The following is a 19,761-nucleotide window of genomic DNA, read 5'->3' on the forward strand; positions in this document are numbered from 1 at the left end:
TGGAATAGTATTTAAACGTTCCCCGCCTTGGGCAGGCGTTATTTCATGATTATCAAAATAGGTGATATCCGCCAAACGGTCCTTTTGTCGTTTTCCGGCATAAAAACCTAAAGAATAGGAGTTTTGGGAATCGGGGGTAAAATCTACCGTGAACCTTCCGCTGTAATTTACCTCATCAAAACTGCGTTCCCCATCGGAGGGAAATCGGGTCAGTGTATCGTTGATGATGGTATAGACGTCACCCTCACGCCTTCCACCAATATCGTTGCGTTGGTAGTTAGCACCTAGAGAAATATTCCAATCTCCTTTAATGACATTATAAGTACCATCAATACCATAACGCTGGTGTGAAACGGCATTGTCATATTTTTCGATGGATGGTAAACCGCCTTTTATATTTTACTGGGCAAAAGCACCGTCTGCAGCTCCTTTTCTAGTGATAATATTAAGGATACCAGCCTTTCCTTCGGGATCATACTTGGCCGAAGGTGCAGTAATAACCTCTACACGTTGTATTGCATTCGCTGGAAGCTGATTTAGCAGTGTTGATGCGTTACCCTGTACCGGGTTCCCATTAAGCAGAATAACGAATCCCTTACTGCCCCGCACACTAATCTCCCCTAGTCCGTCAACGGTAACAGAGGGAATGTTTCTTATAATATCCGTTGCACTCCCCCCCTGGGCGTTCTGAAATTTTGTGGCCTCGAACACCTGCCGATCTATTTTATTTACCACAGTCGACAACTCCCCGCTTACAACCACCTCATTCCATTGGTTTTCTCCAATTGAAAGGGAAATAGTCCCCAAGTCAAGGGAAGAATTCCTGCTCTGCACTTGAATATCACGGACAGTCTCCATCTGGTATCCTATAAAAGAAGCCTCTAGATAATAAGTGCCCTTTTTTACGTCAGGGATCATAAAAACACCTTCTACATCGGTAATTACCCCCATGACCAGTTCACCGCTACTCTGATCGAATAAGGCTGCAGTAGCATACTCCAATGGATAGTCCCCATCTACTATTTTTCCGCTAATCTGTGCGGTAGCTAAATAACTGAATAAGAGCAATGTAAAAAGAAATGGTGTTTTCATTAAGAAAGAGTTGAAGATTAATAAATATCAAAATTACAATTAACATAAGAGGAATTATGGTCTATTTGAAAAAGTTATGGTAGCGAGGTTGATTTTCTAAACTGTAAGGGAGTCTTCGCCTCGTAGCGTTTAAAATACTTCACAAAGTGGGAAACATCACTAAAATTGAAGACTTGAGAGATTTGGGTAACTGTAAGGTCTGTATAATACAATAAACGCTTTGCCTCCTTTATAATATGATCTGCAAGGTATTCAGAAGCTGTTTTTGAATACTCTCTTTTGCAAATTACGTTCAGGTTCTGAGGCGTACAATGCAACCGATTGGCATAATATGAGACATCATTTCTGAGTTGGCGCTCCAATAGTTCATTGAATCGCGTAGCAATTTGGCTAGCGGATGGCTTTCCCTTGGTATATACAAAGCTTAATATTTTGGAGAGTAGGGCTTTTAGGACGCCTTCTATTACAATGCTGGATTCTTGTGGCCCTTTCTTTATCTCCTCCGAGGCAATCCTAAAAAGACCATCTATAACAGGATCTGAATCCAGCTTTATCATTTGATGGTCGACCAATCGCTGCAACTGCAAATTAATATGTTTATCTAGAGTTGCGTCCAAAAAACGCTCCTTTAAGATAATGACAAACCCTTCAGGAACGGTATCTAATTCCCAGTGGTGCACTTCCTCCTTTCCCACGACAAATATAATGGGAGGTTCTATAACATATTGTGTTTGGTCGATATAATGATATCCGGATCCTTTACTAAAGTAGACTAATTCCAAGTATTTATTGTGCCGATGGGGCTTTGTGTAACGCTTACCAACATCGAACGGCTCTATTTTGATATTCGACGACGTTGGAATCTTGGAATAGGTACTTATACTTTTTTGCATTGCTATATTATTTACGATATGATTTCTTATTAATGACGAAATTAGATAGAGGTTATCGACATAGATCCCACCTCTTAAATGGGTGACAACCTCGTAATATCCCTAGCTTACTTAAAATAAATCAACGGCAACCAATTTAATTGATTATTAAGAACCAGCCTAATTCGAAATTCACATTATGGTTTATTTTAGGCCCTTTACAAGGAGGAATCATTATCCAATCCCCCTGCCTCACAGCGGTTTTTTTCAGAGCCTCAATGACTAGTGATTCGCGAACTTTGTTGTTTTCACCAACAAATACATCCATTAAACCCAAACTATCAGGTCCTCTTACATCACTATTAGTCAGGGATGCAAATGACGAGAGTAAGTCTATTTGAGAAACTAAAGCATCTGAAGTGCCAGGTCTTATTTTTCCTTTCCAGTTAATAATCCCCGGGGCATTATTTTATTTTTCAAAACAATCTCATTTGACCATCCTTATGTAAGACTTCATACTCCTTTTCCTTTCCCTGATTCTTCACGTACGTCGCAATAGTCTTTTCATTACCATGCCGACTGACTGAATTGATGTAATATCTACTGCCCCAAAAAGATCCTCCCCATAATGCCCTTTTTACTCCTGGGGCATGAAAGAAAATCTCACGGGCAGTAAGGCTCTTTACCGTCCTTGCTATTTTGGTCGGACTATATGTTGGAACACTCTGAATCAAAAAATGAACATGATCCTTATCCGTACCTATCTCCAAAAAAAATGGATTTCATACCTGTACTGAATATCTAGACACGTCTGACACAAAATCCTCTCAACTTTAGGACTTAATACCAATCGGCGATAATTGGTCGAACAAACCAAATGATAGATTAACAACGAAACGTTGTGGCTCTTATGTATGGGTGCTTGAGCTCACGCTCAAGATTACTGTTTTTTTTCGTGCGAGGCAAGCCTCGGGGTATTTACCCCTCTAGAATAAAAACCCTAATTCAAGCTAAAGCAGAATAAAGACTTGTCCTAATTAGTTCTTATGTTTTATTAATAAATTCTATCCTTCTATTGATATAATCTCCTTCTTTTTTAGTCCATTCCGAATGAAACATGTCCGTCGGAATGGAGATTTGAAAATCAGAATTTACTGTTTTCAATAAGGCTATGGTGTTTAACATCAGATTGGCTTCCGATTCAGAATTTGCCTTTTTCAAGATATTTAATATTATTCTTGTAGAAATAGGTCTTTTGTTCAACACCAAAAACTCTACCGCCCTTATGCGCACTAAATTCTCAGGATCATTTTCTACTATTTCCCGAACTCTTTGTTCAAAATTCAAAGCCTTATTTCCAAAAGTGCTACATGAAATCAGGCCCCAATACCGATCCCACGGATTTGTTGATTCTAAAGCTGTTAGGAGGTGTTTTTCTGCTTTTCTATAAGAAGTTAAACTTAAATCAGCTATACGAATCAGTTCACTGATTTCAGTCCTATGTTCCTGACCGAATTGGACTGGATTTTCTAGTCCGTTCTCAAGAAAAAAAGACTCTGGATAAAATCCTAAATCGGGCATGCCTGCAACTTTCTGCTGTAACTTAGTCCTTAAATCAATTAAAACACTCTTATATTTGGGGTTTGCAGCCAAGTTATTGACTTCATGAGGATCCTTTTCAAGGTCATATAACGCTTCGGGTTCACGCGAGTTAAAGAAATGAGCCTGAATGTCATTAAGTTGACCAGCTTTGAACAAGGAATACCACTCTTGATAAGCTAGCATCTTATAGCGATAAAAATTAAATAGGCCATCAATATTAAAAGGTTGATAATTACGGATATACTTGTAGTTCCCTTGTCGGAAAGAACGTACCAAATCATATTTCTCATCAAATCTATCTGCGTACCCAAAGGTTGTATTTCGATGTTCCAGATCAGACAAACTTATCATTTCTCCTAAGAAAGGTTTACCATCCATTTCTTCAGGCACCTCCAAGCCAGCAATATTTAATACTGTTGGACCTAAATCAATAAACTCAACAAATGCATCCGTTCTACTACCCATATCCATGGGGAATAACCCCTTCCATTTCTCAGGTATATATACCACCATTGGCACTTGAAGTCCACTTTCATAAACATATCCCTTGCTTCGAGGAAGCACACCACCATGGTCTCCAAAATAAAAGACTATAGTGTTGTCTAATAGTCCTGCAGTTTTCAAATCGTCCACAAATTGACCCATTTGTTTATCCACTTTTTCATGAAGCTCTCTGTAATAGGCATTGGTAAACCGAAATACAGGCGTATCGGGATGGTAGGGAAAAAGCGGCACGTCGTTAACAGAACTTTGATTTTCTAGTTTGGCTAAGTTTACTTCTGAAAAATGTAATTGCCCTTCATGGGTTCCAGCAAAATTTTGAACATGAAAAAAAGGCTGACCTAATTCACGATTCTTATAGGAAGCACTTCTAGAGGATTCATCCCATACTTGAGCGTTTTTGTCAAAGTTATAATCCTCTTTGGAATTATTGGTCGTATAGTACCCAGCTTCTCTAAGATATGTTGGAAACATCTCAAGTCCATTGGGAAGTGGTACCTGTTTCATTTTCCGATGCTGGTGAGCTCCTGTCCTTGGAGCGTAACTACCGGAAATAATAGTGCTTCTTGCCACAGAGCACACTGGTGCATTTGAAAAGGCATTATTAAATACAATACCGTTTTGAGCAAGCTCTTCCACAGTAGGCATTACAGCTCCACCTTCTTCATATAATCTTAAAAACCTTTTGGAATTATCCTCGGTAACTAACCAAACTATATTGGGTCGCTCATCAGTTTGCTGTGCATCACTGTTTTCATAAGCAAAAATACCCAGTAGCATTGTCCAAAAGCATTTGCTATAACACCTAAAAATATTTATCATATCATACCATTTTTTATTGAAAAAATCGGGTAGTATAAACTTCAACTATCCATATAATTCATTTTCCAATCATAATAATTCCTAATTAAACTTTAGTTCTAATTTAAATTTCACCTTCTACCTTATCAATGGAGCAAAAAAGATTCTGGAATCTTAGTTTTTTGAATATCAGGTCCAGAAAATTGGAGATTTATCTCTGTCCTACCTGGCCTATTTTGCTGATAAAATATACGGATGGGATGTTTTCCTTTTTTTAAGTTTAATGTTTCGGATATTTCATTATCTGAATAATTAAAATCATTATCCAATAAATGTATGTCATGTATCATAACATGACAAATTGAAGTTGATTTTAGATAAAAAGTATATTCACCATCTTTAGGAATATCTATATATCCAGTATATGATAAACCAAATCTCAAACTTAAGTCTAACAATTCTGTCGTTATCCCTTTTGAAATTGAAGTGTTCAAAGGTGTAAGGTATTCAAAATTTGGAACCCAATCACTGGTTCCACTATATAACCTCCTAATCAATCCTTTGGAATATAATTTATTTTCAGTATCTCTTGATGCGGGTATCAATTCAACATCATATGGCCTAGATGCGGTAGTATCTACTTTTCTAACCTGCAAAACTTTATCCTTCATTTTTTGATGTAGCTCGGGCATTGACGATGCTAAATTATTTTTCTCGCCTGGGTCGGACACTACATTATAAATTTCAAAGGGAGTTGAATGATTTTGAATATCATAACGAACCCCTTTATAATCACCTAGTCTTATCACTTGCATTTGTCCCCTTCTTCTATTTCGTTTAGCAAGTTCAAAATCAGCGTAATTTGGAGTTTGACCACCCTGAAAATATTCTTGATAAACAAACCCCGTTCCTACCTGTTCACTCATTTCAGATTTTAAAGCAGGCATTAGGGAAACACCATCGGTATAGGCAGGGATAGGCACTTTAGCCAATTCAGCAAAGGTAGCCATCCAATCCCAGTGACCTGAAGGAAAACTTACTTGGGACTCTGCTGGAATTATCCCAGGATAACGAACAATTGTCGGCATTTTTGTCCCACCTTCCCAAAGATCACGTTTAACTCCAGTTAAATTTGCATAAGATTGAAAATACTGAGCATCGTGGCCTGCATTAGTTGGACCGTTATCCGAGGAAAATACAATTATAGTATTATCGTCTATATTCAAATCTTTTAATAATTGAATTAAATCTTCAACTGCATTATCCAACCTTCGAATCATGGTTGCAAATTTTTTCTCGACCAAATCCCACGATTTTTTCTCATAATCAGGATGAATGAATGAATCCGCCACACCCTTCGCAGTGTTCACCCATGGTGTTGGACTATCCTTGCCAGTCCATTGCACACCTCCTTCTAATCCCCAGCCTGATGGGTATGCCTGAGTTGGCACTTGATAAGCACTATGAGGTACGTCATAGGCTAAATAGAGAAAGAATGGTTGCTCAGGTTGATTTTGTTTGTGATCTATAATCCATTGTTTGGATTTAGCCGTAAACACATCTGTGGTATAGGTCAATTCCGTATGTTCAAGTATTGGTGTATATCCTTCCGTAAAATATGCCTCTTTCCTTGTACTACCGTTAAGAGGGTAGTGAATATGTCCCTGATTATGGAATAGATAACCGAAAAATTGTTTAAAACCTCGTTTTAATGGATGCGCTTTTAAATCTGACGAGCTTTCTAACTCCGATGCAAGTGAATTTCGTTTCCCCGCAATTCCTGCTTTACCCACATGCATAGTGTGATATCCAGCTTGTGAAAGCATGGCAGCCAAGGTAAGTCTATTTGCAGATTCTTTATCAAACTGATTATCTCTTACACTTGAATGCCCCTGAGTCAATCCCTCTAAAAGCGAGGCACGTGCAGGAGCACAGACTGGTGCACCTGTATAATGATGGGTCATTATAGCACCTTCGAGCGCCATTTTATCCAGCATTGGAGTGGCCATTTTTCTATCCCTCTTTAATTGGTTTTGCCAAAAAACACCCAAATCTCCATAACCTAAATCGTCTACAAGAATATATATAATATTCGGTCTATTGTATTGTGAATTAGGTTCTGTATAATTTTTAAATTTCGCCGTTGAACTACTTTTATTCTCTTTTAGAGACTCCGTAATTTGTGTACTTCCAATGCTGAAAACTAACAGGGCCAATGGAATTAAAAAGCACTTTGATTTCATGATAGCAATTATAAGTTTTAAATAATCAAGGAGAAAATCAAGCTTTATTTTCTCTTATGAAAAGCTTTTAGGTTGTATGAATGTTAGCATTATCCAGTTTAAGTGAACTTAATCCTGGTACTCCCGATTTAAAATAGTAGGTATAGGAGCGTTAGTATCTTTTCTCCATTGGTTTAAAATATTTAATAGTTCATTGGCCTTATCAACTTCAATTTCAACGAGATTATTTAATTCACCTATATTCTCATCACACGCAATAACTATTTCATGTAACTAACCCTAAAACCTATGAATATCAAATAATTAAAAATCTGATGTAATAGTTTTTCTAACATTTAAACATAATTATGGCTTTTCACTTCCTGTTATATTAAATTCTAAAAACGCTATATTTATTTTCACTCAGAAATACTTATCTAATTATAATAAACATAGCCTACTATCTGTTTTTAATTATCTCAATTTCATTTAACATTTCACTTACCATTTCAGGATGTTTATCCGCAATATTAACTTGCTGACCTCTATCCTCTTTAACATTGTATAATTGAACATTTAAATCGTTTCCTGTTTCGTGATTTACCCAATTAAGTTTAGGTCCTTTCTGTGGTGGAATCAAAATAAAATCACCTTTACGATAGGTAGTTAGCCCATGATTTCCTAAGATGAGATTGTCTCTTCCCAATTTCGATTTACCCATTAGCGCGTCTAAAATGTTTTCACTATCAGGAGTTAAATTTTCTTGCCCCACCAAAGAAGCAAAAGAAGCTGTAAAATCAATTTGACATACCAATGCATCTGAAATACCAGGTGTAATTTTGGCCGGCCATCTGACCATAAACGGAACATGCGTCCCTGCATCGAACTTACTGTACTTACCTCCTCTTAGACCTCCACTAGGAGTGTGATTCCCATTTTTAGTAATTGCTTCATCTTTGTAACCATCATCTAAAACTGGACCATTATCACTAGAAAATACAACAATAGTATTCTCTGCTATTCCCAACTTGTCCAACTCATCTAAAAATTGTCCCACAGCCCAATCAGCTTCCAATATAACGTCGCCTCTAGGTCCTAAGCCAGATTTTCCAGCAAATCTTGGATGTGGTACCCTGGGTACATGGGGTTGGTGCAAACTATAGAATAAAAAGAAAGGTTTGTTCTTATGATCATTGATGAACTTGGTGGATTCCTTTAAGAAATCATCACTCATATCCTCATCTATGAATAGAGCAGATTTGCCTCCGCGCATGTATCCAATCCTAGAAATTCCATTATGAATACTTTGGTCATGTCCATGACTGGGATGTATTTTTAGTAATTCTGGATTTTCCCTACCAGTAGGTTCCCCTTCAAAATTTTTACGATAACTAACTTCAAGCGGATCATTCGGATCCAACCCATCTACGTGATGATTCTTTACATAAACAGAAGGCACTCTATCATTTGTTGAAGCCATTATATATGAGTAATCAAAACCAATTTCTAGTGGCCCTGGCTTTATTTCTCCATTCCAGTTCATATTTTCATCTCCGAGACCTAAATGCCATTTACCAACTACACCTGTAAAATATCCTGCATCTTGCAACATTGATGGAAGCGTTTGTTTACCAACCTCAAATAGAAGCGGTGCATTACCTGCCAATACTCTTGCTTTTTGACTCCTAAATGGATAAGTGCCAGACAATAAAGAGTACCTACTTGGCGTGCACGTAGGTGAAGTAGCATAACCATTGGTGAACTTAATACCTTCATTAGCAATTCGATCAATATTTGGAGTACTTAATTCAGTGGCACCATAGCTGCTAACATCACCATAACCTAAATCGTCTGCATAAATAATAACTATATTGGGTTTAGAATTCGCAGTTACTTCAACTCCATTCTTTTTGGTTTTTAAGCCACAACTCGTCAAAATAAGAATTAGGCATAAGGGTACTAAGTGTTTTGTGATCTGCATGTCTTTTTGTTTATTTTTTTAATTTCTAAAATTAGGGTCATATTCAGGGTTGCGTTCAGAAGGTATTGGAGCTTGAACCTCCTTTCGCCAAGAATCTAATATCTTGTATAGTTCTTGAGTTTTATTAGGATTAGATTCAGCTAGATTAATTCTTTCTCCCAAATCGTTATCTAGATTATAAAGTTCCAATCCATCATCTTCAAAATAATGATGAAGTTTCCAATTTTTATAGCGTATGGTAGAGCCAGGACGTGTTCTAAATAGTGGATCCCTTCCATCGTCTTCAGATTCATTATAGGCAGCTAAATAAATAGGGAAATGCCAAAATAAAGGACGTTCATCAATATTCTCCCCTTTAAATAAAGGTATTATACTCTTACCATCTAGGATTTTGTCGGGTAAATCTAAACCTAGAATTTCCATAAAAGTAGGAAAGAAATCCATATTGACTATTGGCGTTGAATTAGTAGTACCTGCCTTAATTTTATTTGTCCATTTAACAATATAAGGGACTCTAACCCCACCCTCATAATATGATCCCTTTCCCGCTCTTAAAGGAGTTTGACGAGAGATAGATCTTATACCCCCATTGTCCGAGGTAAACACGATTAAGGTGCTTTCACTCAAATTAAGTTTATCTAGTTCACTTAATAATCTTCCAATGTTAATGTCGACATTTTCAACCATTGCGGCGTAAACCGGGTTATCCTGACCCCCTGATTCTCCTTTCTTTTTGTACTTTTCAATTAATTCTACCTTACCCATTAATGGTGTATGAACGGCGTAAAAAGGCAGGTATAAAAAGAATGGCTTATTTTTATTTTGTTTAATAAAATTAATGGCCTCCGTGGTAAGCCTATCGGTTAAATTTTCTCCTTCTGGTGCTAATTCCAAATTAGGTAATTTATTGTAAGGTGCCGTATAACCTTCCCTACCCGGATTGCCCCGGTGATCTCCACCAATATTCACATCGAAACCATCATTTAAGGGATTTTTGGTTACATGCCATTTTCCAAAAGTTCCTGTGGTATACCCTGCCATTTTAAACATTTCAGCCATTGTAACCATATTATTTGTCAAATGATCTGTGTTAGGGGTCGGAATAATTTTTCTTGTTTTAGGATTTCCTCTTGTAGAAGGAGACACCGTATAAACACCATGTCTTGGTGTATTTTGGCCACTCATTAGGCAGGCTCTACTAGGTGCACAATTTGCCGCGGCGGCATAGCCTTGCGTAAATATCATACCCTCTTTTGAAAGTTTATCAATATTCGGAGTTTCAAAATAGGTACTCCCCATATAACCAACATCTTTCCATCCTAAATCATCTACATTTATGTATATAATGTTAGGGCGCTCTGAAACGTTGGAAAAAGTTCCACTTTTAGACTTACAAGAACTCAACAGCATTAATGATATCATAATGCTTACTCCTGACTTTATTGTTTTCTTCATGAATAATAATTTTATTAACACGTATAGAACCTATTATTTAATTTTCGCTTAGGGTGTCGCCTTAATAAAAAACATACTATCCGGAATAGTAGCTTTAACCATACCAGGTCCTTCCATTTTCAGGGAGATAAAAGGAGTAATATTGTCGTTTTGCTGATAATATATTCGAATAGGATGAAAACCTTCTTCTAAGTTCACTTTCTCAGATATCTCTCCTGCACTATAATTGAAATCATTATCCAACAAGTGTATATCATGGAGCATTACATGGCAATTGGAAGCGGACTCTAGGTGAATTGTGTATGCACCATCTTTAGGTATTTTAATATACCCCGAATAAAACAATCCTACTTCGGAAGTTTTCCCACCTGTATCTGAGTTTATGCCAGATGAAATGGATATTTGATTTGGCGCTAATAACTCAAAATTTGGAACCCAATTATATACCCCTGAAAACACCCTTTTATTTAAACCATTAGTTGTTGATGACAATTTAACAGCAGGAATAAGCTCTAAATCGTATGGTCTTTTAATGGGTGCTCCTTTTCTTAGTTGAAGTACTTTATCTAACATCTCTTGATGCAGTTCGGGCATTGACGACGCTAAGTTTACACGCTCTCTTTCGTCCGTAACTACATTATAAATTTCAAATGGTGTACTATTATGACTTTCAATATTATAACGAACCCCCTTATAATCTCCGATACGAATAAATTGCATTTGCCCTCTTTTCCGTCCTCTTTTTGAAATTTCAAAATCAGCGTAGGAAGGTGTTTCAGAGTTGTTAAAATATTCCCCGTAAAGATATCGCTTGTCGTTTATTTTATTATCGCTTTGTTGTGTTAGGAATGGCATTAAGGAAACACCATCTGTATACACAGGAATTGCAGCTTTAGCTACATCGGCAAAGGTAGCTAGCCAATCCCATTGTCCTGAAGGATATGTAACAATAGAGCTTTCAGGAATTATCCCAGGGTACCTACATATGGTTGGCATTCTGATTCCCCCTTCCCATAAGTCCCGTTTAATTCCGTTTAAATTGGCGTAAGACTGGAAAAATTCAGGATTTTGCGCAAATTGACCTCCACTACCAACTTCATGATGAGGGCCATTGTCAGAGGTAAACACAATTAACGTTTCCTCATCTATATCTAAATCTTTTAAAAGCTGTATAATATCTCCAACAGCATTATCCAATCTTCGTATCATACTAGCGTGCCTCTTATCTCCTTCACTCCAGTCTTTGTTAACATAATCTGGATGAATATAAGAATCTCTTGTGCCAGAAGCCGTATTTATCCAAGGGGTTGTGGACGATTGACCTGTCCATTGTAAACCACCGTTAACACCTCCTCCTTTTGGATATTCTTGTGTAGGTATTTGTAAAGCTGCATGGGGAGCATCATATGCTAAGTACAAAAAAAATGGCTGATCCGGTCGAGTAGATTCATGTTCAATGATCCATTTCTTAGATTTTGCCGTAAAAACGTCTGTAGAATAAGTTAATTCTGTATTCTCTAAGATATTGTCATAACCATTAGTAAAATAGGCCCTTTGTGGAGTAGTTCCATTTTGAGGATAATGCTGATGCCCTTGAATATGATATAAATAACCATAAAATTGATCAAACCCTCTTTTTAAAGGATGAGCCTCCAAAGATTTAGGATCAGGTTCTGTAGATCCGCGCCTCCCAGCAAGTCCTGCTTTACCAACGTGCATAGTCCTATATCCCGACTTCCGAAGCATTTCAGGCATAGTCAATCCTTCTTTAATAGGTGCATCAAACTGATTGTCCCTAACACTAGAATGACCTTGGTGTAGTCCCTCAATCAAGGAAGCTCTAGCAGGAGCACAGACAGGGGCCGCCGTATAATGGTGGGTCATCATGGCTCCTTCATTTGCCATTGCATCCAAATAAGGGGTAACCATTTTTCTATCTCCAGAAATTTGATTTTGCCAAAAGCTACCTAAATCGCCATATCCTAAATCATCTACATAGATAAAGATAATGTTAGGACCTCTATTGTTGCCTGGATTGTCTGTGTAATCTTTATTTCCATTTTGCGCACTTAAAAATAAGCTTGTTATATACAATAGTATAAAAGACTTTACTCTCTGATATCTCATGATTTTTTATTTGTTTGATAAATTATTCATCCCCTTAACATCTCTAAATTTATTTTTCATTAAATTTTTATGGATTTCAAAATTTCTTTCTTTCCAATAATCTCCTTCTTCCCATAATGGACGCATCATTTCTTTATCCCAACTTTCCAGTTCTTTTATTAATTCATTGTGCAATAAAGTATCTGTTTTAGATAAATCATTTGATTCACCCAAATCGTTTTTTAAATTATAAAGTACGCTTCCGTAATTATTTAGTTTAATCAATTTGTCATCTCCAATTCGCACGGCAGACTTCCCAAGTTTTCTCCAAAACAATTTTGAATGCGGTTCTGTTTGTTTTTCTCCTTTTAAATATGGAATTAAATTTACCCCATCCAACTTCCAGTCTTCATCTTCTTTTATATCAGCAGCAGCTATTGAAGTTTTAAAGATATCTAAGGAAGAACTTAAACCATCATAAAATTTATTTCCTCTAATCTTATCAGGCCAATGGACAATAAAGGGCACTCTGTGACCAGCTTCAAATTTATTTCCTTTAAACCCTTTAAGTGGTCCATTTATTGACTGATTGGTAGTTGCACCACCATTATCACTTAAAAAGAAGATAAGGGTGTTATTGAGTTGCCCGATAGACTCCAACTTATCTATCAATTTCCCAACATTTTCATCCAACGACCAAGTCATAGCAGCCAATTTCTGTCGTGGGTGTCCTTCGTATTTGGCTAAATGCTCTTCTTTCGCATGCATCGGTGTATGTACAGCATTAAAAGCTAAGTACATAAAGAATGGTTGTTCTCTATTTTCTTCGACAAAACTTACAGCCCTTTCACCTAGAATATCGGTTAAATAACCTTCAAACTTCACCCGCTCCCCATTTTTCTGGAGCATAGATTGATGGTTTACATTTTCTAAAGGAAAATAGGATCTACTTCCACCTAAAAAGCCAAAAAACTCGTCAAAACCGCGTTGATTGGGATGGTCATCACTGTTAAAGCCTAAATGCCATTTCCCCAATGCAATAGTCTTATAGTTATTTTGTTGAAATACATCTGCAATTGTCACAACATCATCTGCCAATCCTATTTCCCCTGACTCTTTTGATCCCGTTCCATTGGCCTCAAAACCAAACCTTTGTTGGTATTTTCCGCTAATTAAGCCGGCTCTAGAGGGTGCACAAACAGTTGAGGTGACATGTGCGTCGGTTAAAACCACTCCATTTTTTGCCAGTTTGTCTATGTTAGGAGTTTCTAGATCTTTACTCCCCATAAAACCAAAATCAACATAACCAGCATCATCAATTAGAATAACAATGATGTTTGGCTTATCATTGTTATCTTTTTTTAAAATAACTGATTTACATCCAACTAATAGAATTACAACAGCCAATAAAAATGAATGAAATTTCATGTATACTTATAGATAAATTATAATATGTGAATCAAAAGGGGATGTATTGAACCTAACAATGTAGTATGTAATCTTTCTTTATTACTTACTAGCTTTTATTAAGCTTTCTAATAAAAGATAGTAGTTCTGAAAATAAGAGAGGCATATCATCATAAAAGTATATAAAAAGATATACTGGATTAATATTTAAAAGGCTCATTGATTTTCCCATATATCCCTGAAAATTATAAAGTAGCTTAAAAGCATCAAGTGACTCCCAAATCCCCGCTATGGTTAGCTATGTTAAAACTATGATATTTTTATTAACAATAGAAATTGCTGGTTAGAAGAAATGATATCTTGAATACTATTATATAAGGAATGAATAGTGAATTGAATATGTAGAAACAATTATAGCCGAAAAAGTAGCTATAATTGTTTCTAACAACATCAATTCTTTTACCATCCCGGATTTTGAACTAGGTTAGGATTTAAAAGTAGTTCATTTGATGGTATTGGAAATAAATAATAATGATCTGGAAATGAAGGAGGTGTAGGCCAATATGAAATGTAGCCTTCTGCAGCATCTCCATCAACAGGTAATCTATTATTATATTCTGCAGCCACAATCCATCTCCCTAATTTCTTTTCAGCAGCATAATCCATTTTTTTCCAGCGTCTTAGATCTTGCCAACGATAGTCACCTTCAAACATCAATTCAATGGCTCGTTCTCTTCTAATTTCCCACAAAATAGGATCAATCGATGAGTCTCTTCTTGGATCATCAGGAATAACCGCAATATCAAGTGGTGCAACTCCTCCTCGAGCTCTTAATGGAGATATGGTTTGGTCCGCTATAGATTGGTTAAATTCTCCTAACTCAAACTTAGCTTCAGCATAGTTCAACAATACTTCTCCCAATCTAAAAACTGGAGCATCAGATAGATCATTATTTTGCCTACCTGTATTTAATTGATTATAATATTTAAAGGACTTATAACCTGTTCGGGTAACATTAAAACCATGTCCTTCATTAAAATCTCTATAATGAGGAGATGTACCTACTAGAAAACCAGTCCAATTGGAAGAAGGTAACTGCTTAGTAGTATTTCCCACAATATTAGGTAATTTATCAATATACTCCCTATGCTTTGGGTCGTCATGAAAATCCCACGCCCTTTGGTTACCTCCAACATTTCTTTTAATTCTAAATGGAGGTACTATTGTAACTAACATTCTTTCGTCACGATCTCTAAATTCTGTATATGGATCTCGTTCTAACATAGCCCCACCAACAAAATCAGGATTCGCACCGACAGGGGTTCCATTTTTAAACAAATACATATCTGCAGCTTTCTTTGTTAGATCCCAATTACCAGCAGAGTTTCTATGTCTAGAAGTCAATGCATGAATTAATACCTGATCAACATGTTCTCTATATAATAAAACATTAGAATTTGACTTTAGATTATCGCTATTGAAAAGCTCATCATAGGTTCCAGTTATGGACTTACCATCCATGACTGCTTCAGAAGCAGTAGCACTTGCTCTTAAATATGCTTCTGCTCCATCCAAATTATGATACTTTCGCCAAGTACCTTCAAAAAGAGCGAAACGAGACAGGAATGCATTAACCACATCAGTATCTACACTATTATCTCCACTCCCATCCTCATTTATATTGTCAACTGCATAATTGAGGTCTCTTAAAATATTTGATGCAACTAAATCTCTCGAGTCTCTTGGAGCTTGTAAAAGCTCTGAATCTTCGCCTATAAGCTCCTCAACCCAAATAACACCCCCATATTTTTGCAAAAGCTCGAAATAAGCAACAGATCTGAAAAATAAAGCTACACTCTTCCAATGTTTTTGTTGCGTTTCAGTAAGTACAGGATTATCAACATTACGCAGCATAATATTTGCTCTTCGAATTCTATTATATGGAATGGTATAGTCATCACTAGAAGCTGGTACTATTATTCTCTGATGCAACCAATCCTGACCATTAAAATTGGTACTACTAACTAACAAATCGGAATTCCAATCTTGATTGACATGGCCTAAATCAAAAGGGTTAAAAGCACTATAGAAACCCCATGCAAAAGCTTCGAAGTTAGCATTTGAAGTAAACGTTGTTTCCTCTACTAATTGATCTAAAGGAAGCCGTTCCAAATCATCTGCACAGCTTATGGTAAGCATAACAGCTATCGCAACTATTAACTTATATATATATTTCATATTATCTAATTTTTAAAATTCTAAATTAACCCCAAACGCAAATTTCTTTTGAAATGGATAATTACCTCCAGCACTACCAAATTCAGGGTTTAATCCAGGAGGCAAATTATCGCTAATAAAAGGGTTTTCCGCAGATAGTGTAAATCTCAATCTATCAAGAAATATTCTATCAAGAACTTTAGAGGAAACTGAATACCCTAAGGATATATTGCTTATGGACAGGTAAGCCCCATCTTGTAAATACTTGGTCTGCGTTCTTCTGCTGCTACCATAATTAACACCTCCTAAAGGGTAATTTCTAGGATAGTAAGCATCGGTATTTTCAGGCGTCCAGTAATTCGTTTGATGCGAAAATACATTGTTAAACTCACCTACGTAAGGAAAGTATAATTGACCATTATTATAAAAATCTCGTTTACCTACACCATTTATTCTAAAGGAAAAATCGAAATTTTTGAATTTTGCTCCACCATGAATTCCAAAGCGATAGTGCCTATTCGTATTTCCAATAACTTTTCTATCACCAGGGCCTGTTTCAGGAATAATATTTCCAGTTATCTCATCAATTGTATAAAAAGCAGTATTGTTTCCATCTGTAATTATACCATCACCATCTAAGTCAGCGAATTTAGCATCACCAGGGTTTGGGCTTACTCCTTCAATCTTTACTACACCATCTTTCAAAGTTCCATTTCTTAAATCGCTATTTAGAGTTCCTTCTACAAAATCATCCACGGTATAAAATCCATCAGACACATATCCCCATAGCTCTCCAATCACTTGACCTTGATAAAAGTTATTTAATAATCCAACTTTATTGTCATCATATTTTATGATTTTAGCATCATTATCATTTATGTTAAAACCAAGATTATAGGTGAAATTCTCACCTATCCCATCTCTCCATGTCATTTGAAACTCCCATCCTTTGGTCTCAGAAGTTGCTGTATTCTGTTCTGGTGCTTTAGTACCCAAAACACCAGGTAAATCTGCTCCAGGCGCTAAAATATCGAAAACTGTCCTAGTATAAATATCAAAGCTAGAGTTTAATTTATTTGAGAAAAAATTAATATCTGCACCATAATTTAGAGTTCTCACCCGCTCCCATGTAAAGCTAGAGCTGACCAATCCTGGTGTACTTAGAGTGGTGTAACGTATAGAAGAATTAGGATTCACCCAAGCAGCATTGTAAGAAGAAAGTGTTGGGAGGTAAGGATATAGGCCAACATTTTGATTTCCTATATCCCCCCAAGATCCTCTAAATTTAAAAAATGATACGATATCTTTTAAAGGTTCAAAAAACGATTCTCTAGAGACAGTCCATGCTCCAGAAAAAGAAGGAAAGAACCCTACTCTATCAGCAGATGGGAATCTTGATGAGCCATCATATCTACCACTAGCTTCTAAAAAGTACTTTTCTTTAAAATTATAATTGATTCTTCCAAAAGCACCTTGTACAGCCCACTCACCAAAATTATCACCATTAGTTGGGTTTTCTGTACCTAGCCCTAGAGTTGGGAGGTCAGGACTAATCAGGTTATCTATACCTGCAGAAAATGATTCATTATGATTGGATTCATCATTTATACCTACCAATAATGAAAAATTATGATTATCAAAATTTCTTTCATAGTTGGCATATAGGTTAAAGGCTTTAAATATTATGTCTGTATTAGATCTGTTATAGCTTGTAGGTGGTATTGGGTCTGGCTCAAATCTAAAAGGATTATAAAAAAACACACCGTTATTAGAGCTTCTAGAATTTGCTACACTGTTTTGGTAAGTATACTCCCCAGTAATGGTTAAATTATCAATTGGCTTATACTCTAATTTACCAGTTAAACGAATATTTCTATTTTCAACCTTACCTGGAGTCCTATATCTTGCAAGATTACTAGGCGTACCAAATGGAACAGTAGAGCCATCATCTAATTTAAATTCTCCAGAACCAGAGAATGTTCTCAACTGTACAGCATCTGCATAGTTAGCCACTGGGTTTAAAGTTGTACTGGCTCTATAATTTGTACTTAAGCTAGCAGTAAGATTGTTCGATAATTCGGATTGAAGATATGCGTTAAGATTATAACGATTAAAACTATCATTACTTGATGCCATTATACCATCTTCATCATAATACCCCAAAGATACACGGTATGATGATTTTTCTGTGCTACCACTGAATCCTATATTATGAATCTGAGTATAACCTGTTTCATCAAGAAAATCACCTACAATATCATTTTGTCTTAAAGGATAAAACTGACCATTCTCATCTGTAAACACACCGTCTTTGGTAGGTAAACTAGAAGGGTCTTGGTTGTATTGTTTAATTAGGTCTATCCATATTCCCGTATCTTGGCCAGAAAAATAATTGTCTACACCAGCATCTTTAAGAGTTTGAGCAAACTGTAATGGAGAAGCCGGTTCAATTAGCTCTAAAGGTGAACTAATACTAATACTTGATGAATATGTTATTTTTGGTTTTTCCCCTTTTTTACTTTTTTTGGTGGTAATTAAAATTACCCCAAATGCTGCACGTCCACCATAAATTGCTGAAGCTGAAGCATCTTTAAGAACAGAAACGCTTGCAATGTCTTCTGGGTTGATATCTCCAAAATTAACAGGCACATTATCCATTAAGACTAATGGCTCACCACCATTAAGTGATTGGTAACCTCTAATATTTATGGATGCACCTTCCGCACCTGGTCTACCCGACCCAACATTAATTTGCAATCCAGGTATTGCACCTTGTAGGGCAGTCACAGAATTTGATATTGGTCTATCGGCAATTACCTCTTCAAAATCTACGGTAGAAGTAGCACCTGAAACATTGGCTTTTTTCTGAGTACCATACCCCACAACTACTACCTCATCCAATCCTGCTGCACTTTCTTCCAGTGTAATGTTAAGGTTTGCTCCATCTGTCACCGGAATCTCTTTAGTAGAGAATCCAATATAGGAAACTACTAAAGTAGCGTCGGCACCTGTAAGGTCCAGCGAGAAATTCCCATCAAAATCGGTCTGTGTCCCATTAGTGGTTCCTTTTTCAACGATACTTGCACCTGGTAGGGGCTGACCTTGATCATCGGAAACAGTTCCTGTAACCTGGAGTTGCATCTTTTCTGCCCCAAGGGAGGAGCTATCCGATTTATCACTACGGCTTACTGGCCGTTTTTTCAAGAGAATTTTCCTATCATCTACTTCGTAGGAAACATTCATCCCTTTAAATAGCAACTTCAGAACCTCTTCTACAGACGCTTGTTTTACATTTATTTTAACTCGTTTGTTTAAATCGACCGTCTTGGTATTAAAGATGAATTTAAATTCGGTCTTCGATTCAATATCATCTATCACATCCTCTATTGTGGCAGTCTCCATATCTAAGGATATCTTGGTTTGCTGTGAATAGGTCGAATTTGCCTGCATTACAAAGGATACAGTCATTAAAAGTAGAAGTGACAACCTCATTTTTAATTTAAAA

Annotated in this window: 10 protein-coding genes and 1 pseudogene; all 11 read right to left on the reverse strand. The window is 36.5% G+C overall.

What is annotated here, in order from left to right; all coding sequences use genetic code 11:
- Positions 1–399: 399 nt before the first annotated feature.
- The gene (locus G466_RS22480; protein WP_026814757.1) at positions 400–1,092 is read right to left on the reverse strand and encodes a carboxypeptidase-like regulatory domain-containing protein; all 693 of its coding nucleotides are present in this window, start codon (positions 1,090–1,092) and stop codon (positions 400–402) included.
- 74 nt (positions 1,093–1,166) lie between these two features.
- Positions 1,167–1,985, reverse strand: coding sequence for a helix-turn-helix domain-containing protein (locus tag G466_RS0117230; RefSeq protein WP_026814758.1), 819 nt, complete (start codon positions 1,983–1,985; stop codon positions 1,167–1,169).
- A gap of 455 nt (positions 1,986–2,440) precedes the next feature.
- A pseudogene (gene tnpA, locus G466_RS22485) lies at positions 2,441–2,880 on the reverse strand (IS200/IS605 family transposase).
- A 128-nt stretch (positions 2,881–3,008) separates the two neighbouring features.
- Complete coding sequence (locus G466_RS22490; RefSeq protein ID WP_229797190.1) at positions 3,009–4,889, reverse strand: sulfatase family protein; 1,881 nt, start codon at positions 4,887–4,889, stop codon at positions 3,009–3,011.
- A gap of 125 nt (positions 4,890–5,014) precedes the next feature.
- A complete protein-coding gene (locus tag G466_RS22495) occupies positions 5,015–7,111 on the reverse strand; it encodes a sulfatase-like hydrolase/transferase (protein WP_051315744.1) in 2,097 nt (698 codons plus the stop codon).
- 439 nt (positions 7,112–7,550) lie between these two features.
- Positions 7,551–9,071, reverse strand: coding sequence for a sulfatase family protein (locus tag G466_RS0117255; RefSeq protein WP_026814759.1), 1,521 nt, complete (start codon positions 9,069–9,071; stop codon positions 7,551–7,553).
- Between the two features lie 18 nt (positions 9,072–9,089).
- Positions 9,090–10,526, reverse strand: a complete 1,437-nt coding sequence (locus tag G466_RS0117260; RefSeq protein WP_026814760.1) for a sulfatase — start codon at positions 10,524–10,526, stop codon at positions 9,090–9,092.
- 48 nt (positions 10,527–10,574) lie between these two features.
- Positions 10,575–12,653 (reverse strand): sulfatase-like hydrolase/transferase, encoded by a 2,079-nt coding sequence (locus G466_RS22500; protein ID WP_051315745.1) that lies wholly within the window; start codon positions 12,651–12,653, stop codon positions 10,575–10,577.
- Between the two features lie 6 nt (positions 12,654–12,659).
- Positions 12,660–14,060 (reverse strand): sulfatase-like hydrolase/transferase, encoded by a 1,401-nt coding sequence (locus tag G466_RS0117270; RefSeq protein WP_026814761.1) that lies wholly within the window; start codon positions 14,058–14,060, stop codon positions 12,660–12,662.
- A 438-nt stretch (positions 14,061–14,498) separates the two neighbouring features.
- Entirely contained in the window at positions 14,499–16,277 is a 1,779-nt protein-coding gene (locus tag G466_RS0117275; RefSeq protein ID WP_034236055.1) for a RagB/SusD family nutrient uptake outer membrane protein, read from the reverse strand.
- Positions 16,278–16,289: 12 nt separating this feature from the next.
- Complete coding sequence (locus G466_RS0117280) at positions 16,290–19,748, reverse strand: TonB-dependent receptor (protein WP_026814763.1); 3,459 nt, start codon at positions 19,746–19,748, stop codon at positions 16,290–16,292.
- Positions 19,749–19,761: the final 13 nt, after the last annotated feature.

This window comes from Arenibacter certesii DSM 19833 (assembly GCF_000429545.1).
GTDB classification, from domain to species: domain Bacteria; phylum Bacteroidota; class Bacteroidia; order Flavobacteriales; family Flavobacteriaceae; genus Arenibacter; species Arenibacter certesii.

What these genes read in the sequence shown, in the direction of transcription:
- G466_RS22480 (WP_026814757.1), bottom strand. Translation starts at nt 1,092, where the DNA reads ATGAAAACACCATTTCTTTTTACATTGCTCTTATTCAGTTATTTAGCT.
- G466_RS0117230 (WP_026814758.1), bottom strand. Translation starts at nt 1,985, where the DNA reads ATGCAAAAAAGTATAAGTACCTATTCCAAGATTCCAACGTCGTCGAAT.
- G466_RS22490 (WP_229797190.1), bottom strand. Translation starts at nt 4,889, where the DNA reads ATGATAAATATTTTTAGGTGTTATAGCAAATGCTTTTGGACAATGCTA.
- G466_RS22495 (WP_051315744.1), bottom strand. Translation starts at nt 7,111, where the DNA reads ATGAAATCAAAGTGCTTTTTAATTCCATTGGCCCTGTTAGTTTTCAGC.
- G466_RS0117255 (WP_026814759.1), bottom strand. Translation starts at nt 9,071, where the DNA reads ATGCAGATCACAAAACACTTAGTACCCTTATGCCTAATTCTTATTTTG.
- G466_RS0117260 (WP_026814760.1), bottom strand. Translation starts at nt 10,526, where the DNA reads ATGAAGAAAACAATAAAGTCAGGAGTAAGCATTATGATATCATTAATG.
- G466_RS22500 (WP_051315745.1), bottom strand. Translation starts at nt 12,653, where the DNA reads ATGAGATATCAGAGAGTAAAGTCTTTTATACTATTGTATATAACAAGC.
- G466_RS0117270 (WP_026814761.1), bottom strand. Translation starts at nt 14,060, where the DNA reads ATGAAATTTCATTCATTTTTATTGGCTGTTGTAATTCTATTAGTTGGA.
- G466_RS0117275 (WP_034236055.1), bottom strand. Translation starts at nt 16,277, where the DNA reads ATGAAATATATATATAAGTTAATAGTTGCGATAGCTGTTATGCTTACC.
- G466_RS0117280 (WP_026814763.1), bottom strand. Translation starts at nt 19,748, where the DNA reads ATGAGGTTGTCACTTCTACTTTTAATGACTGTATCCTTTGTAATGCAG.